This window comes from Acinetobacter sp. P1(2023) (assembly GCF_028367635.1).
Taxonomy (GTDB): domain Bacteria; phylum Pseudomonadota; class Gammaproteobacteria; order Pseudomonadales; family Moraxellaceae; genus Acinetobacter; species Acinetobacter pittii_E.
The window spans coordinates 178,378-204,337 of the sequence record NZ_JAQNDD010000005.1 but is presented as its reverse complement, the minus strand read 5'-3'; the positions used below and the strand labels follow the sequence as shown (position 1 = coordinate 204,337).

The window sequence follows — 25,960 nt, the reverse complement described above, 5'->3', positions numbered from 1 at the left end:
TTTAATGCAAATTTTCGTTCCAATGGCTTAGCCATTGTTCTGGAGTTGGGTATTTTAAATAGATTTGAAGTGCTTTTGCATAGAGATCTGCATGACTATTAGCATCACTAATGACAATTTTTGCAGTTTTCGCCCATGCACTAATTGCATAACGTTGATCAATACCACCAAAAGTCACTTGTGTTGCCAAAATTGCAACACAACCATGAGCATACAGTTCATCTAATGTTGCGAGTAATTCTTGGTTTGCCGCAATATTACCCGTACCAAAACCTTGTAACACTAAAAAGTGCGGAGGGGCTGGAAGTAAGTGACGTAATTGCTGAACTAAGTGCTCTGTTGCAATCGGTTGCATCATCCAGTTTAAAATCTGAAATGAAGCTGCTCGTTCAATTTGTGTGTCTTGTACGATCAATTCATTTCGCTGAGGCGTAAACTCAACTTCACTACTTAAACCTGAAAAAGCATCGAGTTCAGTCGTATGCGTTTTTAATGCAGTTTGTGCGTGGAATACTTGATGGTGGAATGCGAGATAAGCACCCACAGGTAGAGAAATCACTTGTTCTAATGCAAGGTATAAGTTCTCAATTGCATCAGTAAATTCACGAGTATTGTCACCTTGAATATTAAGTAACGGGTATTGGCTACCAGTAATTACAATATGACAGCTTTGGCCTAAAAAGCGGGCTAGGGTTGCAGCCGCATAACTGAGAGTGTCTGTACCATGAATAACAACGAAATGTTGATAACCTTCAAGTTGTAGTTGTTGTATGCGTTGAATTAGACGTAACCAATCAGGTGCTGTACATGCACTGCTATCAACAATATTGGGCGCAGCGAAGCAGTCAACTGTTAAGTGTGGGGGAATCACTTTTTCAAGTTGAGGTAGGAATTGGTCATAAGGCATAGGAGCTAAAGGTTCACCAATGCAACCAAAAGTACCACCCATATAAAATAAGGCTATTTTTTTCATATTTTTGCAGGCATAAAAAAGCAGTCATCTCTGACTGCTTATGGTAAATCGAACAGTTCTAAGAAGCTATGCGATTAAGTAGGTTTTTCGCGCGTTGTTGTTGTTCTGTGTTGAATTTTTGCTCATTACTTGCCAATAACGCTTGAGCTGCCGGATAAGCACCTAACTTGATGTATTGCTCTGCAAGTTTTAGATCAAGTTCATTTTCATCTAACTGTTTTAATTCTGGAAAAGCTTCTAAAAGAGGGTCTTGAGTTTGAGCTGGAGTAGTCTCTTCACCTACTAAATTTATATGATTTTGAGTGTCAATCTCTGATGTTGTGACTAAGGTAGGTTCATCTAAAGAAAACTCAAGAGGTGCTATTGAAATTGGTTCTAATGGAGCTTGTTCTAACAATTTAAGCTCATCTAACGATGAGGTCTGCTCATGAGTTTTTAGCTCCGAATTTGCAGGATTTAATTCAAGATTAAAATCCAAAACATTCGTATTGTTCTCTTGGTCTGCTGGTATTTCTACTACTTGAGCTTTTTCCTCAGGTTCATGCAGTGGTGCTAAATCAAAAGAAAAATCTAAGTCAGCCAAATCATTTGTTTGTTGAGATGATGGTAACTCCGATTCTTGGGTCGGTTGGCTGCCACTTTCTGTAGTCGTGGTTTGTTCGAATGAAAAGTTAAACTCTAAAGGTTCAACTTCAACAGCAGGTTCTTGCTTTACAGGGGTATAGTCTTGCTGCAAGTTATCAAAAGAAGCCTCAGAAGAACTTGCTGTTAACTGGTCAAACTGAGCTGTTGTGTCAGCTTTATTTTTTGGCTCTTGGGATATTTGAGCTTGAGGAAAATCGATGGCATCAGGTTGTCTTGATGACTCATACTCTTTTTGTTTGGCTTCTGCTTGAATGGCTATTTCATTGAGTGACAAACTGCGAATATGGCCAATCAGTTGAGTTATTGCAAACTCATCTTTTTGTGCAATATGAATCTCTAGTAGCAATAAATAAAGTTCATGTTGTGTATTATCTTTTTTGAGCGCCTGATTGACTTGAGCTTCAGCGGCTGAGAATTGTCTTTCTTGAATAAGTAGCTGAATTTTTTGACGTACAGCATCCGGAACAGGGCTACTTTGTGGAGTAGAGGGAATGGGGTCTTCAACCACATTGACTTTACTTTTTTCACGCGAGTTTTTACTTGTTTTAGAGTTCGCTTTTTTATTGGTTTTTCTACTTACCGTTTTAGGGGAGTTAGCCTCTTGCTTCTGGCTATTTTCGCGTTTTTTTAAAATGACAGCGACCACGAGCAATATGATGAACGGAATCACATATAACATTACTTTCCCCTTAAAAAATAAATATTTGCAATATAAAGCGAGCTAACTCTAATTTTAACTTAATGTTTTTGCTTATGAGTCTGTTGCTGTGCTTGTAACTGCTGTTGTAACTCTGCCAAACGTGCATTCAAAAGTTGAATACGTTGGTCTTTTAAACGTAAAGTTTGATTTAGTTTGGTTACATTCCTTTGTAATGTAACGGTTTTTTCTCGTGTTGTCATAACTTTTACTGCTAACTCAGTATTGTTTTGACCTTGTTGTGTGCTCTTCTTAGCAGTTCCATGTGTAGAATTTTGGCTGTTTTCAGCCACAATACTCATTTCAGCTTGCTGTAAACGGTATTTTGCCTTGCCAGAAGTTGATTTTGCAGTAGGTGCTATGTCTGTTTTTGGCTTGTTTTGCTGAGGTTTATGAGCAGGTGAGTGGGCTAGATTAAGCGCAATTCCTTGACGTAAACGATTTACATCGCCCTGAATAAAAGCATGTCTGTTTTGAGCTTGAATATCATGCATGACTTTCGCAACAGGTTGTTTGGTTTTTGCTGCGATACGATTAGCAATGCTCCATAAAGACTCGTTGCGCTGTACTACATATTTACCTGATGTTGCTGGGCCTTTATAGGGACTTAGGGTTTGTTTCTTGGCAGGGTTTTGGTTGAGCGTCTTTTGAGGCGTAGATTTCTTTTTCGCTGTTAGTTTGTTGACTGGAGTTTTTGCTGAGTTATTTGCAACTGTTTTGGCGGTGGTTGGTTTAACTGGACTTTCTGATGCTACCTGATCAGAAGTAGTATTTGCTGTAACTTGTTGAGCAACCTGACTAGAAGAGCTTTCGCTGGATGTATTGGATGAGTTGGTGTTTATAGGGGGAGCAGTTCCAGAGCTAATGTTAAGGCTATGTTCACCATTCGAATCAGTTGTCGCTGGAGCCGAAGTTGTTGATGCATAACGGGTACTTTCTGGCAGATTTAGAGCAATATCTTTTTCATTGACAATAAACTGAGGTGATAAAGTACTTTCGTTATTTTCATTCTTCTTTATAGAAGAAGGTTTAATTACGGTTTTGATATGCTGTAAACGGGTGGCAGAACCTTCACTAATTTTTACTACAATATTCAGTTCAGGATCAATCACAGGGCGAGATGAGGTAATCACAATAACCCCTGAGCCTTGGCCATTTTGGCGTGTATAAAAATTAAGATTTCCGGGCGGCTGATGAGTCACTCCTAACGCGCTTAAATCTTCAGGAGTTGCCAAACTGACTTGTAATGTAGCGTTGGGATCAGCTTGTTGGAAATTCATTTCGGCATATAACAAATCGCCAGGTGCAGACTGAATTTGTATAGGGTCTAATGTAATCGCATAAATAGAAGGTGAAGACATAATGGTGAAAATGGCAATTTTTAATTTGTTATAAACAGTCATCTCAATCCATGACCTAATAAGTCGTAAAGTCGTTCAAAATTATACAATAATGAAATGTAAATAAATTGTAAAATTTTCACAAACCAGTTACGAAAAAGCCGATCTAATGTGATCGGCTTTTTATTTTGACTGAATAATTCAAATCAAATTATGAGTTTTTGTATTCAACTAAAATGCGTAACATACGACGTAAAGGCTCAGCAGCACCCCAGAGTAACTGGTCACCCACTGTAAATGCACCTAGATATTCTTTACCCATGTTGAGTTTACGTAGACGACCTACAGGCACAGTTAAAGTACCAGTTACCGCAACAGGTGTAAGGTCAGTCATAGACGCTTCACGAGTGTTTGGTACAACTTTCGCCCATTGGTTTGAAGTACGAATCATGTCTTCAATTTCATCAAGCGGTACATCTTTTTTCAACTTGATTGTAAGTGCTTGAGAGTGACAACGCATTGCACCAATACGAACACAGTGACCGTCAATAGGAACAATTTGTGAGTTACCCAAGATCTTATTGGTTTCAACTTGACCTTTCCACTCTTCTTTTGATTGACCGTTTTCAAGTTGCTTATCAATGTAAGGAATCAATGAGCCCGCTAATGGCACACCAAAGTTAGCAGATGGAAAACCTTCACCACGTTGTAACTCAGCAACTTGACGATCAATATCCAAAATTGCAGATTTAGGATCATCTAACAATGTTTTGGTATTGTTATATAAGTAGCCCATACCAGTAATTAGCTCACGCATGTTTTGTGCGCCAGCACCTGATGCTGCTTGATAAGTCATAGCAGTCATCCACTCCACCAAATTATTTTGGAAAAGTGAACCTACACCCATCAACATAAGCGATACTGTACAGTTACCACCTACGAAAGTTTTGGTGCCGTTAACCAAGCCGTCTTTAATCACGTTAAGGTTTACTGGGTCAAGAACGATGATTGCATCATCTGACATACGTAAAGTAGAGGCTGCATCAATCCAGTAGCCATCCCAACCAGTTGCTTTTAACTGTGGGAAAACTTCAGACGTATAATCACCACCTTGACAGGTAATAATGACATCCATTTGCTTCAGACTATTAATGTCTGTAGCTTCCATAAGTGCTGGGGCAGTCTTACCACCAAATGAAGGAGCTTCACCACCTGCATTACTGGTAGAGAAATAAAATGGCTCAATATGAGCAAAATCATTCTCTTCAACCATACGTTGCATAAGGACGGAACCGACCATCCCGCGCCAACCGACCAGACCTACTTTCATGTCATTTTGCCTCGGTGCGTTAAAATTGTTAGGGGGAGTTGAGTGTATCAAAAGTGTTCACAACTGCAAGCGTTACAGAAACAAAACACCATGTTTATTGAGTAGAATATCTTGTTTATGTTACATACAAAATTGATAAAGATGACAAAAACTTTAAAAAACAAATCATCTTAAAAGAGAAAATTCAATGATTTATATCGAAGTTCTAGCTGGTCTGGTGATTTGGTTGAGTTTCTGGTCACTTATTCCTCGTGATGAGTGGTGGTTTCGTGGTGCCGATTTTCCTCGTTTGCAGATTCTATTTGTTGGTTTGTTAGCCTTTATTGGAATGCTGTTTTGGCCTGCTGAATGGAACCTCTGGCGTGAAATAGTTCTGGCTGTGCTCATTGCCGCTCTTGCTTACCAGCTTAAAATGGTTTTGCCCTATACCTTGTTTTGGAAAAAACAGGTTAAACAGGTGAGACCGTCTCAATTAGATCCGCAAAAGCAGATTTCATTAATCGTATCGAATGTTCTTACTCCTAATGATAAATATCATTTACTTCTTGAGCATATCCAAACATTAAAACCTGATTTATTACTTACACTAGAAAGTGATAAGACATGGGAGAATGCTTTAAAAGAGATTGAAGATGACTATCCTTATCGTGTTCCTGTACCTTTAGATAACCTCTACGGCATGCATTTATATAGTCGTTTACCTTTATCAAATACTGAAGTTAAATTTATTCTCAGTGATGAAATTCCCTCTATTCATACCACTGTGACTTTACGATCCGGTATGCCGGTTCAACTCTATTGTTTACATCCGAAACCACCTAGTCCGACTGAGGCGAAAGATTCGACTTTACGTGATGCAGAACTTTTAATTGTGGGTGACCAAATTAAAGATCTTGATGAAAGTTGTATAGTGATGGGGGATTTAAACGATGTAGCATGGTCGCGTACTACGCGTCTATTTCAGCGAATTAGTGGATTACTTGATCCACGAGTTGGCCGTCATTTCATTAATACTTTTCATGCAGACTATCCGTTACTGCGTTGGTCTTTAGACCATATTTTCCATAGTACCGATTTTGGTTTGGTTAAAATGCAGCGTTTGCCTCATATCGGATCTGATCATTTCCCTGTCTATGTGGTTTTGCAGACTGGTCGAATATTTGAACTTATTCAAGAAGAGCTTGAGCAAACTCAAAATGATGAAGAGGAAGCGCAAAGTGCCATTCAGGAAGGAATTGCCAAAGCAGAAGTAGAAGAGAAAATAGTGACTGATAAAATTGCACAGCCTTATAAATAAAAAGAATATAAAAATCGATGTAAGCAATATCGTACAAAGATTTGAGTCTAGGGCGAATAGGCAGATAGTTATAAAAACCTTATTCTATATTCATCGGCACATGGAAACGGGAATGGATAGTCCCACGTAAGGATACACGAAGCTGATATGGAATAGCATCACGGATCAGATGTTGGAACGGACACGATAAAAATAATTATTAACCTGAAAGCACAACCTCATTTACCCGAGTTTTGCAGGACGCAGAACTCGGGTTGATATTTTTATATACCTTATTTAATTCTGTGTAAATAAAATAAAAAATTTTGAGCTCATCTTAATTTTTAAAGCTATCTCATACTAGGTAAACACTCACATTTTTTGATATAAATTTGAGCAATTTTTAATGAAAAAAGATACAAAAATTTTTTTTATTAAGCTTCTGTTTTTATAGATTATTGACGAATAAATATAGGCTTTGATCTATTTAAGGATAAATTGGGGTTGTTTAATTAATAAATCTCAATAGAATGTGCCGATCGTTGACATGTTGGATCGTCAACAGGCATTGTTGTTTATCTCGCCAGATCGGCGAGTTGTGATTTGTTTGTGCATTTAAATTTCTGTTTGGAAATTACTGTACATATTGAGGTTTCACTCTTAGTTAGTGGTCTTCTCCCTCTCATATTTGATACTTTGCGGTGCATAAGGATTGTCTTATGAAGAATTTTAAATTTAGCCTTGCATGGCAAATTTTAATTGCTTTAATCCTAGGGATAGTTGTCGGGGCTGTTTTACATAACCAGCCTGAAATCAAAGACAGTATTGTGAATAATGTTCTTAACCCATTGGGTAAGATCTTTATTAGCCTGATTAAAATGATTGTTATTCCAATCGTTTTCTCTACCTTAATTTTAGGTATTGCAGGTGTTGGCAGTACGAAAAGTTTAGGGCGACTTGGTTTTAAAACCATTCTCTATTTTGAAATTATTACGACTATTGCTATTTTGGTTGGTTTGGTTGCAGCAAATATCTTCCATCCGGGCTCAGGCATTGATATGTCTCAGTTGGTACAGTCGGATATTTCTCAGTACAAGCATACAACTGAAGAAGTTCAGTCTCAGTCACATGGTCTTATTCAAACAATATTATCGCTTATCCCAACGAACATTATTAGTTCGATGGCACATGGTGAAATGTTACCTGTGATTTTCTTTGCTGTGCTATTCGGTATCGGTTTATCTTCTTTACCAGCAACGACAAAAGACCCATTATTAAACGTGTTTCATGCAGTTTCAGAAACGATGTTCCGCGTAACGCATATCATTATGAAGTATGCGCCTGTGGGTGTGTTTGGTTTAATCGCTGTAACTGTTGCAAACTTCGGTTTTGCTTCACTTATCCCTTTAGGCAAATTAGTCGTGTTGGTATACGGTGCGATTTTATTCTTTGCTTTAGTGGTACTTGGTTTAACTGCAAAATTTTTCGGTATCAATATCTTTATCTTGTTTAAGATTTTGAAAGATGAATTGATTTTAGCTTATTCAACTGCAAGCTCGGAAACAGTTTTACCGCGTATTATGCAAAAAATGGAAGCTTACGGTGCGCCAAAAGCGATTTCCAGTTTTGTGATTCCAACAGGTTATTCATTTAACCTTGATGGTTCTACACTGTACCAAAGTATCGCAGCAATCTTTATTGCACAGCTTTACGGTATTGAAATGTCAATCAGCCAACAAGTGATTTTGGTTGTAACATTAATGATTACTTCTAAAGGTATTGCTGGTGTTCCTGGCGTATCATTTGTTGTGTTATTAGCGACATTAGGTAGTGTGGGTATTCCTGTTGAAGGCTTAGCATTTATTGCTGGTGTTGACCGTATTATGGATATGGCTCGTACTGCGCTGAACGTTGTTGGTAACGCGCTTGCTGTACTTGTAATTAGTAAATGGGAAAAGCAATACGACTCTGAAAAAGCTGCTGCTTATGAAGCATCTCTTAAATAAGAAAGAAGTTTTTTAGTCGAAAAAAACCCGCGAAGATCGCGGGTTTTTTTATTGGGTTATTTTAAAACGCGTTGGTAGAGTTCTAGAGTTTGGTCACACATGTCTTTTAAGCTAAACATCGTGACAGGGGCAACGACTTGCGGTTGTTCAATATGATTTTTTACAGTAACTATTAAAGCTTTTTCATTTTCTGCTTCAACAAGACCTTGAGGATAGACGTTCGATAAAATCTCGGCAACACCTCCACGGTTCCAGCCAATCACTGGCGTACCGACTGAAAGTGCTTCTAATGCTGTTCTACCGAATGTTTCTGCCTGATTGGATAGAGAGAGCACAATATCGCTAAAAGCCAGCCATTCGCGAATATCAGAGCGATGGCCTACAAAGGTGATTTTATCAGTAAGTCCTTTGCTTTGAATGGTGCTTTGCAGTTCGTTTAAGTAAGCTTGCTTTTTGGCATCAGCCCCACCGACAACAACTGCATGTAGCTGAGGATATTGCGTCTGAAGTTGCTGCATCAGTTCAATTAAACTTTCATGTCCTTTTAAACGCGTAATACGACCAGGTAAGCAAAGTAAAAACTTATTTTCAAGCTCAGGGAAATCATTAAAAACTTGATTGAACCATTGTGCTGAGGGTTGGTAATTATGTGGAAAAGCGGCAGGGTCAATGCCTCGATAAATCCGCACAATATCTTGTGGTGGGCAGTTTTTATAATGGTCAGTGATGTACTTAACCACACTGTCAGAAACAGCAATGACTTTTTCAGCTTGAGTCATAATCGCACTATAACGATTAACTGAATAAAAGCCATGTACCGTGCTAATGAGGTGAGGGCGTTTGTTTGCTGGTATTTTTCTCAAAGCGAAGTGAGTAAGCCAAGCTGGTACACGAGAGCGTACATGTACAATATCGGGTTGATGCTGTTCAATCAGCTGACGTAATGGACGGATTTGCCATAAACTCGACAATGATTTTTTATGGATAGGCAGCGTTAAATGAATAGAACCTTCAGCTTCGAGCTGGGACACTAGACGTCCGCCATTTGAAACAACCAAAGATTGATGGCCTTGTGCAACCAGTGCACGTGCAATTTCTAGTGTGCCGCGTTCTACGCCACCGCTATTAAGTTCAGGGAGAAGTTGCATCACTTTCATTGTTTTTTGCCTTATACGTACATAAAAGATGGATCATCCACAGATACATCATCTCAAACTAAATCATTATCCAGAGTTTACTATTGTGATAGCGACATGGATGTCGATGTTGCGCTGTGTTACAAGGATGTAACATCAGCGGGACAAAGGATTTTTGCTTACTTTTTATCCCTAAAAAGTGAGGTCTGCCTATTCGAAATTATTTGAATATCACTATAAATCGAGGCTGTGCCTATTACTAATCTAAAATTATTACAGCCTTATCTTAATAAATTTCCTCATATCCCTCAGGACGTGTTTTAAAGCGACGATGGAACCACATATATTGAGTTGGTGCGATACGAAGCTGATTTTCAATAATCTTATTCACACGTGTTGCATCATCAACTTCATCTTCACTTGGCATGTTATCAACTGCCGGTTCAATCAAGATATGATATTTAGGGTCTTGTACATCGCCTTGACGATAAAAATATAAAGGAACTGCGACTGCCTTCGAGATTTTTAATAAACGTCGGTGAGCAGTCACTGTAGCAGCTGGTACACCAAAAAATGGTGCCATAACGCCTTGCTTGAGTCCGAAGTCTTGATCAGGGCTATACCAAATTGCATCACCATCTTTAAGATGACGAATTAAACCACGCATATCATCATGATCGATTTGCGCTTTATAAATGGTGCCACGGCAACGATATATCAGCATATCGAGCAATGGGTTGTTTTGAGGTCGGTAGACGACATCTGGCTCGAAATATTGAGCGCACACATAACCCCCTGCATCAAGAAGCGTACTATGAGTTCCCAATAATAAAACGCCTTTGCCCTGAGCTTGAGCATTGGTAATGTGTTCTAAACCTTCAATGGTGACACGGTTTTTAAACCAGTAAGGTTTATACCATGCGTTTAATGTCTCAAAAATACCAAGCATCATATCTACAAAAACTTGCTTAGCTTGTTGCTGTACTTTCTCGGCTGACCATTCGGGAAAGCAGACTTCTAAATTACGAATAGTTGTTTTTCGGCGAGATTTTAAATATTTCCAAGCAAGATTTGCTAAGCCATGAGCCAGACGCCATTGAATTGCCCACGGCAAAATAGCCAAAAGCATTAAAAAAACAATGGCAATCCAAATACCCCAATATTTAGGCAATAAAAAGGACCATTGAAATTCACCGGGCGTATAAGTCTGCTTTTGGCTCATAGCGATATAAAGAATTCAAAATTAAAACTGGCAAAAGTGTATCACGAACTGAATTTATCGTCGTAATACACTGTTGAATTGAGCGGTTAAGATGAAGAAGTAAAGCGCGGTTATCGACGATTTTCTAAAAGAATGCGAACTGCAAGTCCAGCTAGCACTGTACCCATAAGCCAGCGTTGTATATTTGCCCAAAGAGGCTTCTGTTGAAGAAAAAGAGCAATGCTACCCGCAGAAAGCACAATCAGCGCATTTACTGAAACGCTGACAAAAATTTGAATAGTGCCGAGTTGAATAGATTGCCATAAAATACTGCCTTGTTGTGGGTGAATAAACTGTGGCAATAACGATAGATACATAATCGCAATTTTAGGATTAAGTAGATTTGTAGCAAAACCCATTAAAAATAGTTTAGCTGGAGAATCTACTGATAACTGCTTTACATCAAAAATAGGGGATGCATTAGGGCGTAGAGCTTTCCATGCTAACCAGAGTAAATAAATGGCTCCGGCAATGCGTATAGTGTCATAAGCATAAGGGACTGCGATAATAAGCGCTGTGATCCCGAAAGAAGCGCAAAGCATATAAAATATGAAGCCAACGCCGACACCAGCAAGTGAAATAAATCCCGCCGTTTTTCCTTGGCAAATTGAACGAGAAATAAGGTAAATCATGTTTGGGCCAGGGGTAAGCACCATCGCCAAGCAGATTAATCCGAATGCTAAAATTTGAGAAAGATCTAGCATGAAAAACTACTCGAATATTATTATATGGGTAGATATAACATAATTATTTTTATAAGTCTTATATTCAAACAGAGCGATATTTTAAACGATTAAGCCTAACCAAATTTAATCACTCATCACGTGTTTTTTATAGATTTTTGTGCTTTCAAAATTTATATATTCTAAAAAAAGCCCCCTTAATTTCAGGAGGCTTTTTTGTTATTTAATTCGTAGGAAAGAACGCAAATTAATTTCCTTTGCTCATTTGTTCAAGTTCATCCCAACGTTCTAATTTTTCAAGTAATACTTCTTCAATTTCTGCTAGGCGTTGACTTGCTTTAGTTGCTTCATCGGCATTACTGACAAACCATGAACCATCTGCAAGTTTGTCAGATAGCTCTGCTTGTTCAATTTCGAGTTTTTCGATTTCCGCAGGAAGTTGCTCAAGTTCACGTTGGTCTTTATAACTCAGTTTGACCTTTTTAACGTTACTTTGTGCTGCGGCTTTTTCAGCTTCGGCTTTTGCCTGAGCTTTTTTAACGTCAGACTTTTGGTCTACGACTTTATCATCTGGACGTTGCTGTAAATAGTCTTGGTAGCCACCAATGTACTCTGCAATATTGCCTTTACCATCAAAGACCCAAGTTGATGTTACGACGTTGTCCATAAATGCACGGTCATGCGAAATGAGCAACAAAGTGCCTTTATATTCAGAAAGCATCTCTTCAAGAAGCTCTAGAGTCACCATATCCAAGTCATTGGTTGGTTCGTCCATCACAATCAGGTTCGATGGTTTAAGCAGTAATTTAGCAAGCAAGATACGGTTACGCTCACCACCAGAAAGAGCTTTTACCGGTGTGCGTGCGCGTTCAGGTGAGAACAAGAAATCTTGTAAATAGCTGTAGATATGACGGCGGTTACCATTTACATCAACAAAGTCAGAACCTTCTGAAACGTTTGCCATTACTGTTTTTTCAAGGTCTAAGGCATTACGTAATTGATCAAAATAAGCAACTTCTAACTGTGTACCTGTCTTAACAGAGCCACCGTGCTCGATTTCACCTAAAATGGCTTTAATTAAGGTGGTTTTACCGACACCGTTATCACCTACTAGGCCAATACGGTCACCACGCATGACAAGTGTAGAGAAATCTTTAATAAGCGGTTTATCATCATAAGATACGCTTAAGTGCTCAATATCAAATACCAATTTACCAGAACGATTTGCTTCTTGAGTCGCCATGCTCACTTTGCCTTGTTGTGAACGGCGGGCTTTCGATTCTTCACGTAAAGCTTTTAAGGCACGCACACGACCTTCATTACGGGTACGGCGAGCTTTAATCCCTTGGCGAATCCAAGCTTCTTCTTCAGCTAATTTTTTATCAAATAAAGCATTTTGTTTCTCTTCTGCTTCCATTTGCTGAGCTTTAAGCTCCAAATAGCGTGAATAGTTACCTTCATAGCCACGTAAGATGCCACGATCAAGTTCAACAATACGAGTTGCAATACTGTCTACAAAAGAGCGGTCATGCGAAATAAATAGAAGCGTTAAATTATTTTGATCGAGTAGGAATTTTTCTAACCATTCAATACTTTCAACATCTAGATGGTTCGTCGGTTCGTCTAGAAGTAATACATCCGGTTGTGTCAAAAGAGCACGAGCGAGTAAAACACGGCGTTTACGTCCACCTGAAAGATCTGCCAAATCCGCATTTGGGTCGAGTCCCATTTTACTTAATAGGGCATTGACCTTATTTTCGAGTGCCCAGCCGTCTAGTTGGTCGAGCTTGTGCTGTAGGTTCCCCATACGGTCACACGCTTCCATGTCGCCAAGCATACAAGCATCAGTTGCTTCATGATAAGCTCTGAGTACTTCGGCAGCTTCTCCTGCACCATCAGCCACAATGTCAGCAACTTTGCCAGAATCCATTGGAACGTCTTGGGCTAACATTGAAACTGTTAAACCATTTTGAATGGAAACTTCACCAGAATCTGGTAATAGGCTTCCCTCGATCAGTTTAAGTAAAGTAGACTTACCTTCACCATTACGACCAATTAAACAGACTCGTTCGCCACGTTCTAGATTAAAGTTCGCGCCATCGAGCAGGGCAGGTCCGCCAAAAGCAAGTTGGACATCCCTTAGGGTAATATAGGCCATAATGTTTTCCAGAATCTCAAATGAGGATTTAAATGACTAAACCACCATATCATGATGATCAAGCGTCATTTTCCGCACCCATTGAAGATTTGCAAGTGCGAATTACATTTTTGGATGATTTAGTTGAACAATTAAATCAACAACTCGCTATTCAGACTCAGGAAATAGCTGATTTGAAAAAACAAATGCAATTTCTTTATCAACGTGTGGAATCTTCGGATTTATCAGAAGGTATTGCACCTTTTGATCCATTAACGAATAAACCTCCTCACTATTAATAAAAAGGCAAGTTCGATACTTGCCTTTTTATTTGGGAATATCATCAATTTTGCTTAAAAACCCTGTAACACAATTTTCCCTTTTGTTGTGCCACTTTCAATTTGCTGGTGAACTCGTTTTAAATTTTCAGCATTAATAGGGCTTAAAACCTGCGTCACAGTCGTCTTAATTTTCCCTTCGTCCACCAGCTTGCTGACCTCATTTAATAGTTCACTTTGTTTTACCATATCTTCGGTTTGGTACATTGAACGTGTAAACATAAACTCCCAATGTACCGATACAGACTTAGATTTAAACGGTTTAATATCTAACTGTTCTGGATCATCAATAAGTCCGAAATGGCCTTGTGGCGCAATCAACTCTACGATATCTGATAAATGCTGATCTGTTTGAGTAGTTGAGAATACATATAAAGGTGCTGTTAAATCTAATTGCTTGATTTGGGCTGCTAAAGGCTGACGATGATCTAAGACATAATCTGCTCCAAGTTGCTTAACCCATTCTTGAGTTTCTGCTCGTGAAGCTGTCGCAATAATCGTTAAGTTAGTTAATTGTTTAAGAAGCTGAATAGTGATTGAACCTACACCACCCGCTCCACCAATGACTAATATTGATGTTTTTTCTGGTGCGTTCTTTGGAACTTGCAGGCGATCAAATAACATCTCCCATGCTGTGATTGCAGTTAAAGGGAGAGCTGCTGCCTCGGTTGCTTCTAAAGTTTTTGGTTTATGACCCACAATGCGTTCATCAACAAGCTGTAATTCACTATTACTGCCTTGGCGATTAAGAGCACCCGCATACCAAACAACATCGCCAATCTTAAATTGAGTAACTTTATCTCCAATCGCTTCAACAATACCTACTGCATCCCAGCCAAGCGTTTTCCACTGATTATTCTCAGGGCTTACATTCTTGCGGATTTTAGTATCGACTGGATTTACTGAAACAGCTTGGACACGAACAAGTAGATCATGGCCTTCTGCAACGGGAGTGTCGAGTTCAATATCCACGAGTGCTTCTGATGATGTAATAGGCCCCGCTTTTTGATATGCCACAGCTTTCATAATGATGATTCCTCTTGTTGAGAGTTTGATCATAACGTAAGCTTTAAAAGAGTGACTACAGACAAATAACGCTCATAGTGTCAAAAAGGATACTGTAAAATGGCAAAAGCAAGACATTCAAGTTTTGACTGTTCCCCAGGATGTGCCGTTGAGGCTGCAATTAGTTTGATTGATGGAAAATGGAAATGTGTCATTCTTTGGCATTTATTTAATGAAGGCACCTTAAGGTTTAATGAAATTCGAAAGCGTGTTCCGAGTATTACTCAAAGAATGCTGACAAATCAGCTACGTGAATTGGAACAAGATGGCATTATTCATCGAGAAGTCTATCCTCAGGTACCGCCTAAAGTGGAATACTGCCTGACTGATTTGGGACAAAGTCTTGAGAAAATTCTATTTGCTTTAAAACAGTGGGGTGATGCTCACATTGACCAATTTGGAAAGCTGACACTTGTTGATGGATATTCGAATCCTTAATGATATTTGAGTCAGCTCATCGCAATTTGCGCTGTGAAATCTCAATATTTTGAGCCTTGCCATCTTATCGGGCATTATTTTTATGTTGAAACTTGCGTTTTCTGGTCAGCTTATGCAACTCTAATAAAAGAGATTAATAGGTTTTGCTATGGACAATATGGGAATTTGGGTTACCGTTATCATTGTTCTTTTCGTACTAGGCTCCATTTTTGGTTTAAGAGTGAGCCCACGTGAAAAGGCACTTGGTATTATGCGTGATAAAGCTCGTAAAATGGGTTTACACCCACGTGTAATCGTTGCACCTGAATGGACACATGTCCCAATGGCGACTGAAAAGCGTGCCAGCATGGTTGCTTATTATAGTGTATTGATTCCCGATGCTCGTTTATCTTTAATGCGTGCTCGCGTTATAGACGGCAAATTAAAAGTGGTTCAGGGCGATGAGAAATTTAATGATTCTCCCATTGCATTAAAAGGGATTTATGCTATTGATATGCAGGCAAACTGTGTAGGGCTTTATTGGGATGAGGAATCAGACCTGAGAGCAACACAATTAGATGAGATGAAGGCTTATCTGTTGAACTTGGCTAAAGCCTGATTTTTAAATTTATTGGTATAGGAATAACATTTTATATGGCGAATACCTCGCGCTCTGCATCTCAAAGCACAGCATCTACTGCACCTGCTGCACATAAACGTGCCTTAGTGATTGTGGAGTCGCCTGCCAAAGCGAAAACCATCAATAAATATCTGGGTTCGCAATACATTGTAAAGTCTTCTGTAGGTCACGTACGTGATTTGCCAACAGGTGGCAGCAAATCAACTGAGAAAAAGCCGGCTGCCCGGACGAAACTCACTGAAGCAGAAAAAGAACAAAAAGCTAGTCAGGCTTTAGTTAATCGTATGGGGGTTGATCCTGAACATGGTTGGGAAGCTCATTACGAAGTTCTGCCAGGTAAGGAAAATGTTGTTGCTGAACTAAAGAAACTCGCCAAAGATGCCGATGCAATCTATCTCGCAACGGACTTGGATAGAGAAGGGGAAGCCATTGCTTGGCACCTAAGAGAAGTTATTGGTGGTGACGACAGTCGTTATCACCGTGTGGTATTTAACGAAATTACTAAAAATGCCATTCAAGAAGCATTTAAACAACCTACACGCCTAGATTTAAACCGAGTTAACGCTCAACAAGCACGTCGTTTCTTAGACCGTGTTGTTGGCTTTATGGTTTCGCCATTACTTTGGGAAAAGATTGCCCGTGGTTTGTCAGCTGGTCGTGTGCAGTCTGTAGCGGTGAAACTGGTTGTAGAGCGTGAAAGAGAAATTCGTGCTTTTATTCCAGAAGAATACTGGCAAGTTTTTGCAGACACGCAAGCCAAGAAAGATGACATTCGTCTTGAAGCAGTTAAGCAAGCTGGTAAAACCCTTAAACTGAAAAATAAAGCTGAAACCGATGCTCTATTAGACGTTTTAAAAGGTGCTGAATATAAAGTTGCACAGCGTGAAGATAAACCGACTAAGGTGAATCCAAGTGCACCTTATATCACTTCAACGTTGCAACAGGCTGCAAGTACTCGTTTAGGTTTTTCTGTGAAGAAAACCATGATGCTGGCTCAGCGTTTATATGAAGCAGGCTTTATTACCTATATGCGTACTGACTCAACATTCTTGAGTGATGACGCAGTAAGCATGGTACGCGCTCATATTGAAAGCCAATTTGGCGAGAAATATTTACCTGCAAAGCCAAACCGCTATGGTAACAAAGCGGGTGCTCAAGAAGCCCATGAAGCCATTCGTCCGTCAAATGTTGCGCTTACAGGTGATCAACTTGCGGGTGTGGAACGTGATGCTCAACGTTTGTATGATTTGATTTGGCGTCAGTTTGTTGCATGTCAAATGACTCCAGCAGAATATTTATCTTCGACTTTAACGGTTGAAGCTGCAAATGTTGAATTAAAAGCAAAAGGCCGTACGCTTGTATTTGATGGCTTTACACGAGTTCGTGGTGCCAACAAGTCTGATGACGATATTATTTTGCCTGCAATTAAAGTTGGTGAAATCTTAAAATTAGAAAAGTTAGACCCAAGTCAGCACTTTACTAAACCACCTGCACGTTTTACTGAAGCTTCTTTGGTTAAAGAACTTGAAAAACGTAGTATTGGTCGTCCTTCGACTTATGCAGCGATTATTTCTACGATTCAAGAACGTGGCTACGTTAAGTTAGAAAACCGTCGTCTTTTCGCCGAAAAAATGGGTGAAATTGTGACGGATCGTCTTGATGAAAGCTTCAATAACTTGATGAACTATGCATTTACGGCAGATCTTGAAGGACAGCTCGATAAAGTTGCAACAGGTGAGCGTAACTGGAAAGAGTTACTAGATACATTCTATGGTGACTTTAAAAAACGTCTTACCAATGCTCAAGGCGAGCATGGAATGCGTCGTAACCAGCCGGTTGAAGTACCAGCTGTACATTGTCCCGAATGTTCACGTCCAATGCAGATTCGTACAGGTACAACAGGCGTATTCTTAGGTTGCTCTGGCTATAACTTACCGCCTAAAGAGCGTTGTAAAGGTACTTTGAATTTAACACCTGTTGAGTCCTTAGCGGCCCTATCTGATGATGATGGTGCTGAAACCGCAGACTTGATGTCAAAACATCGCTGTGCGAAATGTGGCACAGCTATGGACAGTTATGTTATTGATGGTGGTCGTAAACTGCACGTATGTGGTAATAACCCTGACTGTGATGGTTTTGAGCTTGAAGAAGGTGAGTTCAAGATTAAAGGCTACGATGGTCCAACCATTCCGTGTGATAAATGTGATGGTGAGATGCAGCTTAAAACTGGTCGTTTTGGCCCGTATTTCGCTTGTACAAGCTGTGACAACACTCGTAAGGTCTTGAAAAGTGGTCAACCTGCGCCTCCACGTGTAGAACCGATCAAGATGGAACATTTACGCTCAACGAAACATGATGACTATTTTGTGTTGCGTGATGGTGCGGCTGGTTTATTCTTGGCTGCAAGTAAATTCCCGAAAATTCGTGAAACTCGTGCGCCAAAAGTTGCGGAATTACGTAGCGTTGCAGCCCAGCTTGATCCTAAATATCAATTTATTTTACAAGCACCAGATGTAGACCCTGAAGGTAATCCGACAGTTGTGAAATTCAGTCGTAAGAATCAATCACAATATGTTGGTTCGGAAACTCCAGAAGGCAAACAAACTAAATGGAGCCTAATTTATCAAAATGGTAAATGGGTTGAGGGCTAATTAAGTCCACAATAAAAAATGCTAGCTCAGCTAGCATTTTTTATATCTAAAACAATAAAAGAAAATTTTAATTTTATGGGGAAAAAGAATGTGGAAAAACATTCGGGTTTTATGTTTGTTAATTATTTTACTGATTGTTGCTGTTCAGGCATGGCGAGATCAAAACCAAGATTGGAATCAACCTATTGTTGTCGTTTTACATCCTATTAATGCCGATGGTTTACAGACATCACAGAGCTATATCCATCAATTGCAAGACACTGATTTTGAGAAAATAAAAACCTATTTAGAGCAGTGGTCACAACATTATCGTAGTCAATCAGGGAACTTTGTAATTCGTTTAGGGCAACCGTTACAACAACGACCTCCTGAGGTTCCTCAGAATGCCAATATCTTTCATGTAATGTGGTGGAGTTTAAAGTTTCGTTTTTATGCATGGCGGTATCAACAACCTGAAGATAATGGGGCATCACTCAAACTTTACTTAAATTATTACGACCCAAATTATCAAAAAGTTTTGATCCATTCGACTGCTTTAGAAAAAGGTCGTATTGGTAGTGTGAATTTATTTGCGACCAAAACACAAGCTTCACAAAATCAGGTCGTGATTATTCATGAGCTATTACATGGCTTCGGGGCACAAGACAAATATGATTTACAAACAGGACAACCACTTTATCCTTTAGGTTATGCGCAACCTGAAAAAGTGCCTTTATATCCACAAACTGACGCTGAAATTATGGGTGGTCGAACACCGCTATCTGAGCAGAGCAGTAAAATGCCGAATGGTTTACATGAAACAATCATAGGTTTACCTACAGCTCAAGAAATTGGCTGGGTGAAATAAAACTGTGGATAAATACTGCTTTATCCACATCAATTGTTAAGAAACGATGCAGATTTTATACAGACAAAAAATGTGAAGTGCATCACTATTATTGGGTAGATGAAATTCTAATACCTGATAATAAGAGTAGCCATGATGAAAACTGTCGGTAATGATTTGGTACGTAATCAGTTACATGCTGATCGTAAGTGGTATTTGATATTAGGCTTTGTGCTTATTGGCTTTGGTCTGATTTTATTTAGTTCATTACCATTTGCGACCTTCTCTGTCGTTTTTTTATTTGGAATACTCATGATGGTCGGAGGTGTTTTACATCTTGTCGCGGCTATCAGTGTTTTTAAAGGTGCTAGCCGATGGTTATGGGCACTGTTTGGCGTACTTTATTTAATGGCTGGTTATTACGCTTTTTCTACTCCCGTCACCACAGCAGTGGTTTTGACGAGTTTATTATCTATAGCACTGATTATTGCCGGGGCTATACGTACAGTAAATGCGATTTTACTTAAGCCAATTACTGGATGGGGCTGGACCCTATTTTCAGGGTTATTAACGCTCGCTACTGGTATTTTAATTTTAGTTTCCAAAGATTCGCCTTTTTGGGTGTTAGGAATGTTCCTTGCTATTGATATCTTATTTCAAGGAATTAATTTTCTAGGTTTGGCTTCAGCGATTAAGCATCTGCCATCTAGTTCAAAAACAGTATCTTAAATAAAAATACTGTATCAAAGAGCACTTTAGGTGCTCTTTTTTGTTTTTAGGATGGCAGACGCATCTGTTGCCTCGGTCTGTTAAACTATGTCTTGGTGTTTTAGCGATATGTGTTATGAGTCTTGCAAAATTAATTAATGAACTGAATGCTCAGCAAAAAAAAGCAGCCACGACGACTGCTCAGAACTGTTTAGTTTTGGCGGGTGCTGGTTGTGGCAAGACAAAGACCATTGTTGCCCGTGCCGCTTATTTAATTGATCAAGGCTTGCCTGCAAATCAAATTCAGATTTTAACTTTTACTCGACGTGCTGCGAGTGAAATTGTTGCAAGAGTCGAGCAGCATGTAGGAGCACAGGCAAAGGGCTTAAGAGCTTCGACTTTTCATACTTTTTGCATGTATTTGCTGCGCCGTAACCCACAAGCTTTTGGCTTAAATCAATTTAGTATTATTGATCGTGATGATCAGTTGCTGATGTTTCGCTTGTTAAGAGGTAAAGACAAAGATAACGTTTTACCTAAAGCGGCAGAGCTGTGCGATTTGTATTCTTTTGCTCGAAATACTCAAACCAAACTTTCTGAAGCACTGCTTAAGCAACTTCCAGAAGCCTACGAGCACAAGGCACAAATTGCTGAGTTGATGAAAACTTATGAGCAACGTAAGAAAGAGCGTAATTTTTTAGATTACGACGATATCTTGTCGATTGTGGCGGTGCATTTACAAAACTCAGAAGCGCTCACCAATTGGGTGGCAGGCTTCTGTCAGGCATTGCTAGTTGATGAAATGCAAGATACAAACCCTTTGCAATGGGCTTTGTTGCAGCCCTTAATTGGTAAAGTGAAGTTGTTTTGTGTGGGTGATGATGCTCAGTCGATTTATGGTTTTCGCGGCGCCGACTTTGAAAATATTCATTCTTTTAAAGAGCGAATACCTGATGCAGAAGTACTTACACTGGATTTAAATTATCGCTCGACCCAAGAAATTCTAGATTTATCAAATTGGCTGTTGGCACATAGCCCAATTGATTATCAAAAACAGCTACAAGCACATCGTGGCCAAGGTCAAAAGCCACAGCTACATTTGTTTGGTAATGAGTTTGAAGAAGCAAACTGGATTGCACAAGATTTAATAACGCGCCATCAACAAGGTGCAAACTGGCATGACCATATGGTCTTGGTGCGTTCTGGCTATAGTGCCCGATATCTAGAAGGGGCTTTTATTGCTGCTGAAATACCTTATCGCTTTATTGGTGGCGTAAAACTTCTTGAGTCGGCCCATGTAAAAGATGTACTGAGCCTGCTACGTATTGTGAGCAATCCTCATGATGATTTGGCTTGGATGCGGTTTTTAACCTTATGGGATGGAATTGGTGATGTTGGAGCGAGTAAGTTAGCCCAAGAGCTAATGGGAATCGCTGATGTTGAAGAACGCTGTCAACGACTTGAGCGCCATGGCAAGGTCCCTTTACAAGCAATTTTAATTTTAAAACAGCTAGACGTACTACAGCAGCATGTTGAAGCAAGTATTGGCTTGGCTCTTGATGCTTTAGGTGAACAGCTAGAGCAAAACTATAAAACTAAAGACTGGTCACGCCGTTTAAAAGACTTTGATTTGGTTAAGCAACTTGCGCGTAAGCATGCATCGTTGGGTGAATTCCTTGAAGAATATGTGCTTGAACCTATTTCAGTTTCTGAAATTGAAAAAGCTGCTGATCAAGATTTAGTGACTCTAGTTACGATTCATTCAGCTAAGGGGGCCGAACAGAAAGTTTGTTATGTACCTCATGTATCGCCAAATCAATATCCTTATGCAAGAGCACAGGGTGATTTTGATGATGTTGAGGAAGAACGCCGTGTGCTGTATGTGGCCTTAACACGTGCTGAAAATGAATTAATCTTGACGAAACAAAATCTTAATACGTGGTCGCAAGACACGTATGACGAGCAAGGTCGTAAAGTCGAGAGTTATTTCTTAAATGATTTACCTACACATTTAGTTCAAGCAAAGATACATAGACAAGTACCTCAGCAATTTACTAAAAAACAATGGAACAGATCTCCTGCAGTAAATTTAGGTTTTGGTATCGATCTGGACTAAACTACTGTATAAGACGCTGTGATTACTTAAATGTATATTGGCCCTCCCTTTTATTGCCAATTAAGGTTAGAAAATGAAGATATTAGTTCGTAATTTAGATCGTGCTGTAAGTGAAGCTGAAGTTTTAGAGTTGTTTAAGGCATATGGTAAAGTTGATACATGTGTTCTTGTGACTGATAAAGACACAGGTAAATCGAAAGGCTTTGGTTTTGTTGAAATGCCTAATCCACGTGAAGCGATTAAGGCAATTAAAGGCTTAAATACGCTTAAAGTTAAAGGCTATGGAATTCGAGTTAAAGCAGCTGAAGAATAAGTTTTTCTTATGAAAAGACAATTTTTAGCCCTTTCGATTGTAACGCCAAATGGTACTCGTATCGCTCAAGGTATAAAAACACTTGAAGTACGTTCATGGACACCTACACAGTTACCAGTGAAAGATCTATTAATTGTCGAAAACCACAACTTTCTGAACAAAGATATTGATGAAGAAGAAGGAGTTGCTGTCGCTTTAGTTGATGTTGACTCTGTTCATAGTTGGCGAAATGATGAAATTGAGCCAGCATGTGCATCTGCTTGGAGTGAAGGGTATTTTGCTTGGGTTTTAAGTAATGTTCGCCCTTTAAGACAGCCAGTAAAAGTTTTAGCTAAACGTAAAATTTATCAAGTTGAGCTGGATTTACCATAAATAACGTTGATTTTATCAATGGAGTCGTTAAGCTAAGAATAGCTATTGCAATGGCGATTTTAGAACAGGAAAGTTTAGTTATGTCACGTGTTGCTCGTTATCATGCCGATCGTACCAATCAGAAGCTCTATTTTGCACGTCTAGCGTGTCAACAGGCAGAGCAGACCGATCATGTGCAGCAGGTACAAGCTTATCGTGAAACAGCTGTATTTCATTTACATGGCGCAATGTTAGCGTTCTTACAAGAATTGGTACGTTATTACCGTTTAAATGATTTGCAACCTACTTTAAAATCTATTGAGGAACATATGGCGGCAAAAGGGCAGGTTTCTCCTGAAGTGTCCGTTTTGCAGCAATTAGCAAAAGATGGTTTTGTTGCGGAGTTAAAACGAGCTTATCGTATGTGCCAATACGCCCCAGAGCCAAAAGAACCGACTCCAGAAGAAGAAACTTCTTCTAATCTCATTATTAAAGTGACACAAGGTCCTCAGTCTTGGTTGCCAGATGTTAAAATCTTGCGTGAATGGCACCGAGAATTAAGCCATTTAATTGATGGTTTTCGTAATGAAATGGTCGAGTTCTAAAATTAAACTGCCTAGATGCTTGAAATTTAGACTAGGTGTGCCTATATAAATAAGACAAGAGAAGCAAAGTGCAAGGGTGCTTTGCCACCATGTTGAAACATGGAGGAAGTATATGTCTATACAGCAATTGAAAGAGTTATTTGGAAATCAAGAAGCAGTGTTGGAATTGGTTCAACTCGAAGGTGGTGAACTCGCCTTGCGTAATGCAGGTTCTGAAAATGAACCCTTGGTTAAAATTCAATTTAGCGATGAAGTCAAAGCAATCTTGGGTGAGCAGACTCCAGTTGTTGCTCAGCATATGATTCAGGCTGCATTGTTTGGACTGCTAGAGAAGCAGGTAAACGAGTGGCAGGCTGAGGTATTAGACGAACAGCCTAAATTCTTGAGTTAAAAAAAGCGTACTTTTAAGTACGCTTTTTATATGGGTTAATGAATTGTTGACTGATGGGCAAGCTCGATCTGATTTAATATGTGGTGACTCATATTCTTTGCCATTTCTTCTTTTGCATAGAACACTTCGCCAATATTTTCTTCACGGATAATTGCTGCTTCTTCTTTGCTTTCTGCGCAAATTAATACCTGAATTTGAGGATTTAATTGCTTGGCAATGCTCACAATACGGTGGATATCTAAAATATCCATAGGGGAGATCACCAAGAGTCGTGCATGCATGATATGTGCTTGAATTAAAACGCTCGGTTCGGTAGCAACACCGCTCACCGCAGCAATATTTGCCTGACGTAGTTTTTCTACGATTTCACGATTTTCTTCTGCAATAACGACCTTAATATTCTCATTAATTAGATTTTCAGTGATGCGTCGTCCCACACCGCCATATCCAACAATCACGACCTGATCACGTAAGTAAGCTTGATCAACTTCATCGGGTAACATAGCTAATGGGTCACCACTACGTTCAAGAAGGCGGGCTAAGTGAGAACGCTCACGAATCCAGCGTTGGACAGGCTCAATAGCTGAGAAGACGAAAGAGTTAAGCGTAATTGAGAATAAAGCGCCTGCTAGAATCAGGTTTTGAGCTTCTAAACTTAATAGTCCTAAAGAAACACCCAAGGTCGCCAAAATAAAGGAAAACTCACCAATTTGTGCAAGGCTTGCCCCGACTGTTAAAGCTGTATTGATTGGGTAGCGGAAAAATAAAACCAATGCCATTGCAGCAAGTGTTTTACCCACCATAATAATCGCAATAACAGCTAAAATGTGGAGTGGGCTTTCAACAAGAATGTGTGGATCAAACAGCATGCCCACAGAAACGAAAAATAAAATCGAGAAAATTTCACGTAGTGGGAGAGTCTCTTCCTCAGCACGATGACTAAAGTCTGATTCTTTAACGACCATGCCCGCAAAGAAAGCTCCTAATGCCATTGAAACCCCAAAGATGGCATAAGAACCATAGGCAATCGAAACGGCAGCAGCGACGACGGTCAGCGTAAATAGTTCTCTTGAGCCTAAACGTGCAACGAACTGCATAATAATAGGCACAACACGTTTACCTACTATGAGCATAAAGGCAATAAAGCCAATCACCTTTAATAAGGTTATCCCAAGGGTTAACCAGATATTACCGTCTGCACCTGCTGGTGCTTTGCCGCCAAGTAAAACTGCTGTAGCAGGAAGAAGTACTAAAACTAGTACCATCACTAGGTCTTCGACTAACAGCCAGCCCACAGCAATTTTGCCGTTAACTGAATCTAAAAGACCTCGGTCTCCTAATGCTTTTAATAATACAACTGTACTCGCACAGGATAGACTTAAGCCAAAAACGAGTGCAGACCCGAAACTCCATCCCCATAGCATTGAAACGCCAATACCAAGTAAGGTTGCAACAGCGATCTGTAAAATTGCGCCTGGTAAGGCAATACGACGAACCAGTAATAAGTCTTTTAATGAAAAGTGCATCCCTACACCAAACATCAAGAACATGACCCCGAGTTCTGCAAGCTGGTTAGCAAGATGAATATCTGCTTCTACACCTGGTGTATTTGGGCTAATAATAATTCCGGCAATTAAATAGCCGATAAGAGGAGGGAGTCGTAATCGGGCTGCAAGATAGCCAAAAATGAGGGCAACGCCGAAACCAACAGCAAGTAAAATAATTAAATCTACGTCATGCGGCACTAAAAACTCCTTTTACGTGAGTTAGGCTAAAGACAAGCATAAAAAATGCCAAGGCGGAATATAGATAAAGTTTAACAAAAAGGTAGGTATAAAAAAAATGCAAAAAAAAAACGACTTCATAAAGAAGTCGTTTTTTTTCGAGGCTAAAATTATTTGATTTTAGCTTCTTTGAAAATCACGTGTTGACGGATTTTTGGATCAAATTTTTTGATTTCCATTTTTTCCGGCATAGTACGTTTGTTTTTAGTCGTGGTATAGAAGTAACCTGTACCAGCTGAAGAAACGAGGCGAATCTTATCACGCATTGCTC

24 protein-coding genes are annotated in these 25,960 nt (G+C 39.5%); 13 read left to right on the top strand and 11 right to left on the bottom strand.

The features are described from left to right. Nucleotide 1: 1 nt before the first annotated feature. From POD11_RS09960 to asd, 4 genes are all read right to left on the bottom strand, one after another. Complete coding sequence (locus tag POD11_RS09960) at nucleotides 2-973, bottom strand: asparaginase (RefSeq protein WP_262457085.1); 972 nt, start codon at nucleotides 971-973, stop codon at nucleotides 2-4. A 58-nt stretch (nucleotides 974-1,031) separates the two neighbouring features. Then, on the bottom strand, nucleotides 1,032-2,297 hold the full coding sequence (locus tag POD11_RS09955) for a hypothetical protein (RefSeq protein WP_262457084.1): 1,266 nt from the start codon (nucleotides 2,295-2,297) through the stop codon (nucleotides 1,032-1,034). Nucleotides 2,298-2,356: 59 nt separating this feature from the next. Next, nucleotides 2,357-3,718 (bottom strand): type IV pilus assembly protein FimV, encoded by a 1,362-nt coding sequence (locus POD11_RS09950; RefSeq protein WP_262457083.1) that lies wholly within the window; start codon nucleotides 3,716-3,718, stop codon nucleotides 2,357-2,359. 148 nt (nucleotides 3,719-3,866) lie between these two features. Next, nucleotides 3,867-4,985, bottom strand: coding sequence for an aspartate-semialdehyde dehydrogenase (asd, locus tag POD11_RS09945; RefSeq protein WP_032054342.1), 1,119 nt, complete (start codon nucleotides 4,983-4,985; stop codon nucleotides 3,867-3,869). Nucleotides 4,986-5,172: 187 nt separating this feature from the next. Here asd and POD11_RS09940 point away from each other — a divergent pair, with 187 nt between their 5' ends. Together POD11_RS09940 and gltP are read left to right on the top strand one after the other, a co-directional pair. Beyond that, on the top strand, nucleotides 5,173-6,282 hold the full coding sequence (locus POD11_RS09940; RefSeq protein ID WP_262457082.1) for an endonuclease/exonuclease/phosphatase family protein: 1,110 nt from the start codon (nucleotides 5,173-5,175) through the stop codon (nucleotides 6,280-6,282). A gap of 698 nt (nucleotides 6,283-6,980) precedes the next feature. Next, nucleotides 6,981-8,267, top strand: coding sequence for a glutamate/aspartate:proton symporter GltP (gene gltP / locus POD11_RS09935; RefSeq protein WP_239968273.1), 1,287 nt, complete (start codon nucleotides 6,981-6,983; stop codon nucleotides 8,265-8,267). 56 nt (nucleotides 8,268-8,323) lie between these two features. Here the strand turns inward: gltP and POD11_RS09930 are convergent, their stop codons facing one another. From POD11_RS09930 to POD11_RS09915, 4 genes are all read right to left on the bottom strand, one after another. Beyond that, on the bottom strand, nucleotides 8,324-9,424 hold the full coding sequence (locus POD11_RS09930; RefSeq protein WP_262457081.1) for a glycosyltransferase family 4 protein: 1,101 nt from the start codon (nucleotides 9,422-9,424) through the stop codon (nucleotides 8,324-8,326). Between the two features lie 265 nt (nucleotides 9,425-9,689). After that, nucleotides 9,690-10,625 (bottom strand): LpxL/LpxP family Kdo(2)-lipid IV(A) lauroyl/palmitoleoyl acyltransferase, encoded by a 936-nt coding sequence (gene lpxL / locus POD11_RS09925; RefSeq protein WP_057075819.1) that lies wholly within the window; start codon nucleotides 10,623-10,625, stop codon nucleotides 9,690-9,692. 110 nt (nucleotides 10,626-10,735) lie between these two features. Next, nucleotides 10,736-11,368 carry a LysE family translocator gene (locus POD11_RS09920; protein WP_262457080.1) on the bottom strand — a complete coding sequence of 211 codons (633 nt, stop codon included), beginning with the start codon at nucleotides 11,366-11,368 and terminating at the stop codon, nucleotides 10,736-10,738. 226 nt (nucleotides 11,369-11,594) lie between these two features. Then, nucleotides 11,595-13,505 (bottom strand): ATP-binding cassette domain-containing protein, encoded by a 1,911-nt coding sequence (locus tag POD11_RS09915; RefSeq protein WP_224992330.1) that lies wholly within the window; start codon nucleotides 13,503-13,505, stop codon nucleotides 11,595-11,597. 32 nt (nucleotides 13,506-13,537) lie between these two features. On the opposite strand from POD11_RS09915, the gene POD11_RS09910 reads away from it, so the two are divergent. Beyond that, complete coding sequence (locus POD11_RS09910) at nucleotides 13,538-13,783, top strand: SlyX family protein (RefSeq protein ID WP_002115104.1); 246 nt, start codon at nucleotides 13,538-13,540, stop codon at nucleotides 13,781-13,783. Nucleotides 13,784-13,837: 54 nt separating this feature from the next. On the opposite strand, the gene POD11_RS09905 is transcribed toward POD11_RS09910, so the two are convergent. Continuing rightward, complete coding sequence (locus POD11_RS09905) at nucleotides 13,838-14,848, bottom strand: zinc-binding alcohol dehydrogenase family protein (RefSeq protein ID WP_262457079.1); 1,011 nt, start codon at nucleotides 14,846-14,848, stop codon at nucleotides 13,838-13,840. 99 nt (nucleotides 14,849-14,947) lie between these two features. Here POD11_RS09905 and POD11_RS09900 point away from each other — a divergent pair, with 99 nt between their 5' ends. The 10 genes from POD11_RS09900 to POD11_RS09855 all read left to right on the top strand — a co-directional run bounded on the left by POD11_RS09900 (nucleotide 14,948) and on the right by POD11_RS09855 (nucleotide 23,905). Further along, nucleotides 14,948-15,325, top strand: a complete 378-nt coding sequence (locus tag POD11_RS09900) for a winged helix-turn-helix transcriptional regulator (protein WP_262457078.1) — start codon at nucleotides 14,948-14,950, stop codon at nucleotides 15,323-15,325. A gap of 148 nt (nucleotides 15,326-15,473) precedes the next feature. Beyond that, the gene (locus tag POD11_RS09895) at nucleotides 15,474-15,923 is read left to right on the top strand and encodes a hypothetical protein (RefSeq protein ID WP_004842579.1); all 450 of its coding nucleotides are present in this window, start codon (nucleotides 15,474-15,476) and stop codon (nucleotides 15,921-15,923) included. Nucleotides 15,924-15,958: 35 nt separating this feature from the next. Further along, the gene (gene topA, locus POD11_RS09890; protein WP_002115027.1) at nucleotides 15,959-18,595 is read left to right on the top strand and encodes a type I DNA topoisomerase; all 2,637 of its coding nucleotides are present in this window, start codon (nucleotides 15,959-15,961) and stop codon (nucleotides 18,593-18,595) included. 88 nt (nucleotides 18,596-18,683) lie between these two features. Beyond that, a complete protein-coding gene (locus tag POD11_RS09885) occupies nucleotides 18,684-19,442 on the top strand; it encodes a hypothetical protein (protein ID WP_262457077.1) in 759 nt (252 codons plus the stop codon). Nucleotides 19,443-19,577: 135 nt separating this feature from the next. After that, on the top strand, nucleotides 19,578-20,150 hold the full coding sequence (locus tag POD11_RS09880) for an HdeD family acid-resistance protein (RefSeq protein ID WP_017385703.1): 573 nt from the start codon (nucleotides 19,578-19,580) through the stop codon (nucleotides 20,148-20,150). A gap of 115 nt (nucleotides 20,151-20,265) precedes the next feature. Beyond that, complete coding sequence (locus POD11_RS09875; RefSeq protein WP_262457076.1) at nucleotides 20,266-22,245, top strand: ATP-dependent helicase; 1,980 nt, start codon at nucleotides 20,266-20,268, stop codon at nucleotides 22,243-22,245. Between the two features lie 73 nt (nucleotides 22,246-22,318). After that, nucleotides 22,319-22,558, top strand: a complete 240-nt coding sequence (locus POD11_RS09870; protein WP_002115113.1) for an RNA recognition motif domain-containing protein — start codon at nucleotides 22,319-22,321, stop codon at nucleotides 22,556-22,558. Between the two features lie 9 nt (nucleotides 22,559-22,567). Continuing rightward, nucleotides 22,568-22,930: an ASCH domain-containing protein gene (locus POD11_RS09865; RefSeq protein WP_224992325.1), complete on the top strand. Its 363-nt coding sequence runs from the start codon at nucleotides 22,568-22,570 to the stop codon at nucleotides 22,928-22,930. Between the two features lie 80 nt (nucleotides 22,931-23,010). Beyond that, on the top strand, nucleotides 23,011-23,514 hold the full coding sequence (locus POD11_RS09860; protein ID WP_016142283.1) for a DUF6586 family protein: 504 nt from the start codon (nucleotides 23,011-23,013) through the stop codon (nucleotides 23,512-23,514). Nucleotides 23,515-23,626: 112 nt separating this feature from the next. Then, on the top strand, nucleotides 23,627-23,905 hold the full coding sequence (locus POD11_RS09855) for a hypothetical protein (protein WP_002114792.1): 279 nt from the start codon (nucleotides 23,627-23,629) through the stop codon (nucleotides 23,903-23,905). Nucleotides 23,906-23,940: 35 nt separating this feature from the next. Here POD11_RS09855 and POD11_RS09850 read toward each other — a convergent pair whose 3' ends face one another. Next, nucleotides 23,941-25,650: a cation:proton antiporter gene (locus POD11_RS09850; RefSeq protein ID WP_262457075.1), complete on the bottom strand. Its 1,710-nt coding sequence runs from the start codon at nucleotides 25,648-25,650 to the stop codon at nucleotides 23,941-23,943. Between the two features lie 149 nt (nucleotides 25,651-25,799). Further along, nucleotides 25,800-25,955 carry a 50S ribosomal protein L33 gene (rpmG, locus tag POD11_RS09845; protein ID WP_001205031.1) on the bottom strand — a complete coding sequence of 52 codons (156 nt, stop codon included), beginning with the start codon at nucleotides 25,953-25,955 and terminating at the stop codon, nucleotides 25,800-25,802. Between the last annotated feature and the right edge of the window lie 5 nt (nucleotides 25,956-25,960).

Bases quoted from the DNA above. Each gene is read 5' to 3' on its own strand.
- POD11_RS09865 (WP_224992325.1), top strand. From the start codon at position 22,568: ATGAAAAGACAATTTTTAGCCCTTTCGATTGTAACGCCAAATGGTACT.
- POD11_RS09895 (WP_004842579.1), top strand. From the start codon at position 15,474: ATGGACAATATGGGAATTTGGGTTACCGTTATCATTGTTCTTTTCGTA.
- POD11_RS09880 (WP_017385703.1), top strand. From the start codon at position 19,578: ATGAAAACTGTCGGTAATGATTTGGTACGTAATCAGTTACATGCTGAT.
- POD11_RS09910 (WP_002115104.1), top strand. From the start codon at position 13,538: ATGACTAAACCACCATATCATGATGATCAAGCGTCATTTTCCGCACCC.
- POD11_RS09920 (WP_262457080.1), bottom strand. From the start codon at position 11,368: ATGCTAGATCTTTCTCAAATTTTAGCATTCGGATTAATCTGCTTGGCG.
- POD11_RS09950 (WP_262457083.1), bottom strand. From the start codon at position 3,718: ATGACTGTTTATAACAAATTAAAAATTGCCATTTTCACCATTATGTCT.
- topA (WP_002115027.1), top strand. From the start codon at position 15,959: ATGGCGAATACCTCGCGCTCTGCATCTCAAAGCACAGCATCTACTGCA.
- asd (WP_032054342.1), bottom strand. From the start codon at position 4,985: ATGAAAGTAGGTCTGGTCGGTTGGCGCGGGATGGTCGGTTCCGTCCTT.
- rpmG (WP_001205031.1), bottom strand. From the start codon at position 25,955: ATGCGTGATAAGATTCGCCTCGTTTCTTCAGCTGGTACAGGTTACTTC.
- POD11_RS09960 (WP_262457085.1), bottom strand. From the start codon at position 973: ATGAAAAAAATAGCCTTATTTTATATGGGTGGTACTTTTGGTTGCATT.
- lpxL (WP_057075819.1), bottom strand. From the start codon at position 10,625: ATGAGCCAAAAGCAGACTTATACGCCCGGTGAATTTCAATGGTCCTTT.
- POD11_RS09860 (WP_016142283.1), top strand. From the start codon at position 23,011: ATGTCACGTGTTGCTCGTTATCATGCCGATCGTACCAATCAGAAGCTC.
- POD11_RS09855 (WP_002114792.1), top strand. From the start codon at position 23,627: ATGTCTATACAGCAATTGAAAGAGTTATTTGGAAATCAAGAAGCAGTG.
- POD11_RS09915 (WP_224992330.1), bottom strand. From the start codon at position 13,505: ATGGCCTATATTACCCTAAGGGATGTCCAACTTGCTTTTGGCGGACCT.
- POD11_RS09875 (WP_262457076.1), top strand. From the start codon at position 20,266: ATGAGTCTTGCAAAATTAATTAATGAACTGAATGCTCAGCAAAAAAAA.
- POD11_RS09930 (WP_262457081.1), bottom strand. From the start codon at position 9,424: ATGAAAGTGATGCAACTTCTCCCTGAACTTAATAGCGGTGGCGTAGAA.
- POD11_RS09955 (WP_262457084.1), bottom strand. From the start codon at position 2,297: ATGTTATATGTGATTCCGTTCATCATATTGCTCGTGGTCGCTGTCATT.
- POD11_RS09885 (WP_262457077.1), top strand. From the start codon at position 18,684: ATGTGGAAAAACATTCGGGTTTTATGTTTGTTAATTATTTTACTGATT.
- POD11_RS09905 (WP_262457079.1), bottom strand. From the start codon at position 14,848: ATGAAAGCTGTGGCATATCAAAAAGCGGGGCCTATTACATCATCAGAA.
- POD11_RS09900 (WP_262457078.1), top strand. From the start codon at position 14,948: ATGGCAAAAGCAAGACATTCAAGTTTTGACTGTTCCCCAGGATGTGCC.
- gltP (WP_239968273.1), top strand. From the start codon at position 6,981: ATGAAGAATTTTAAATTTAGCCTTGCATGGCAAATTTTAATTGCTTTA.
- POD11_RS09870 (WP_002115113.1), top strand. From the start codon at position 22,319: ATGAAGATATTAGTTCGTAATTTAGATCGTGCTGTAAGTGAAGCTGAA.
- POD11_RS09940 (WP_262457082.1), top strand. From the start codon at position 5,173: ATGATTTATATCGAAGTTCTAGCTGGTCTGGTGATTTGGTTGAGTTTC.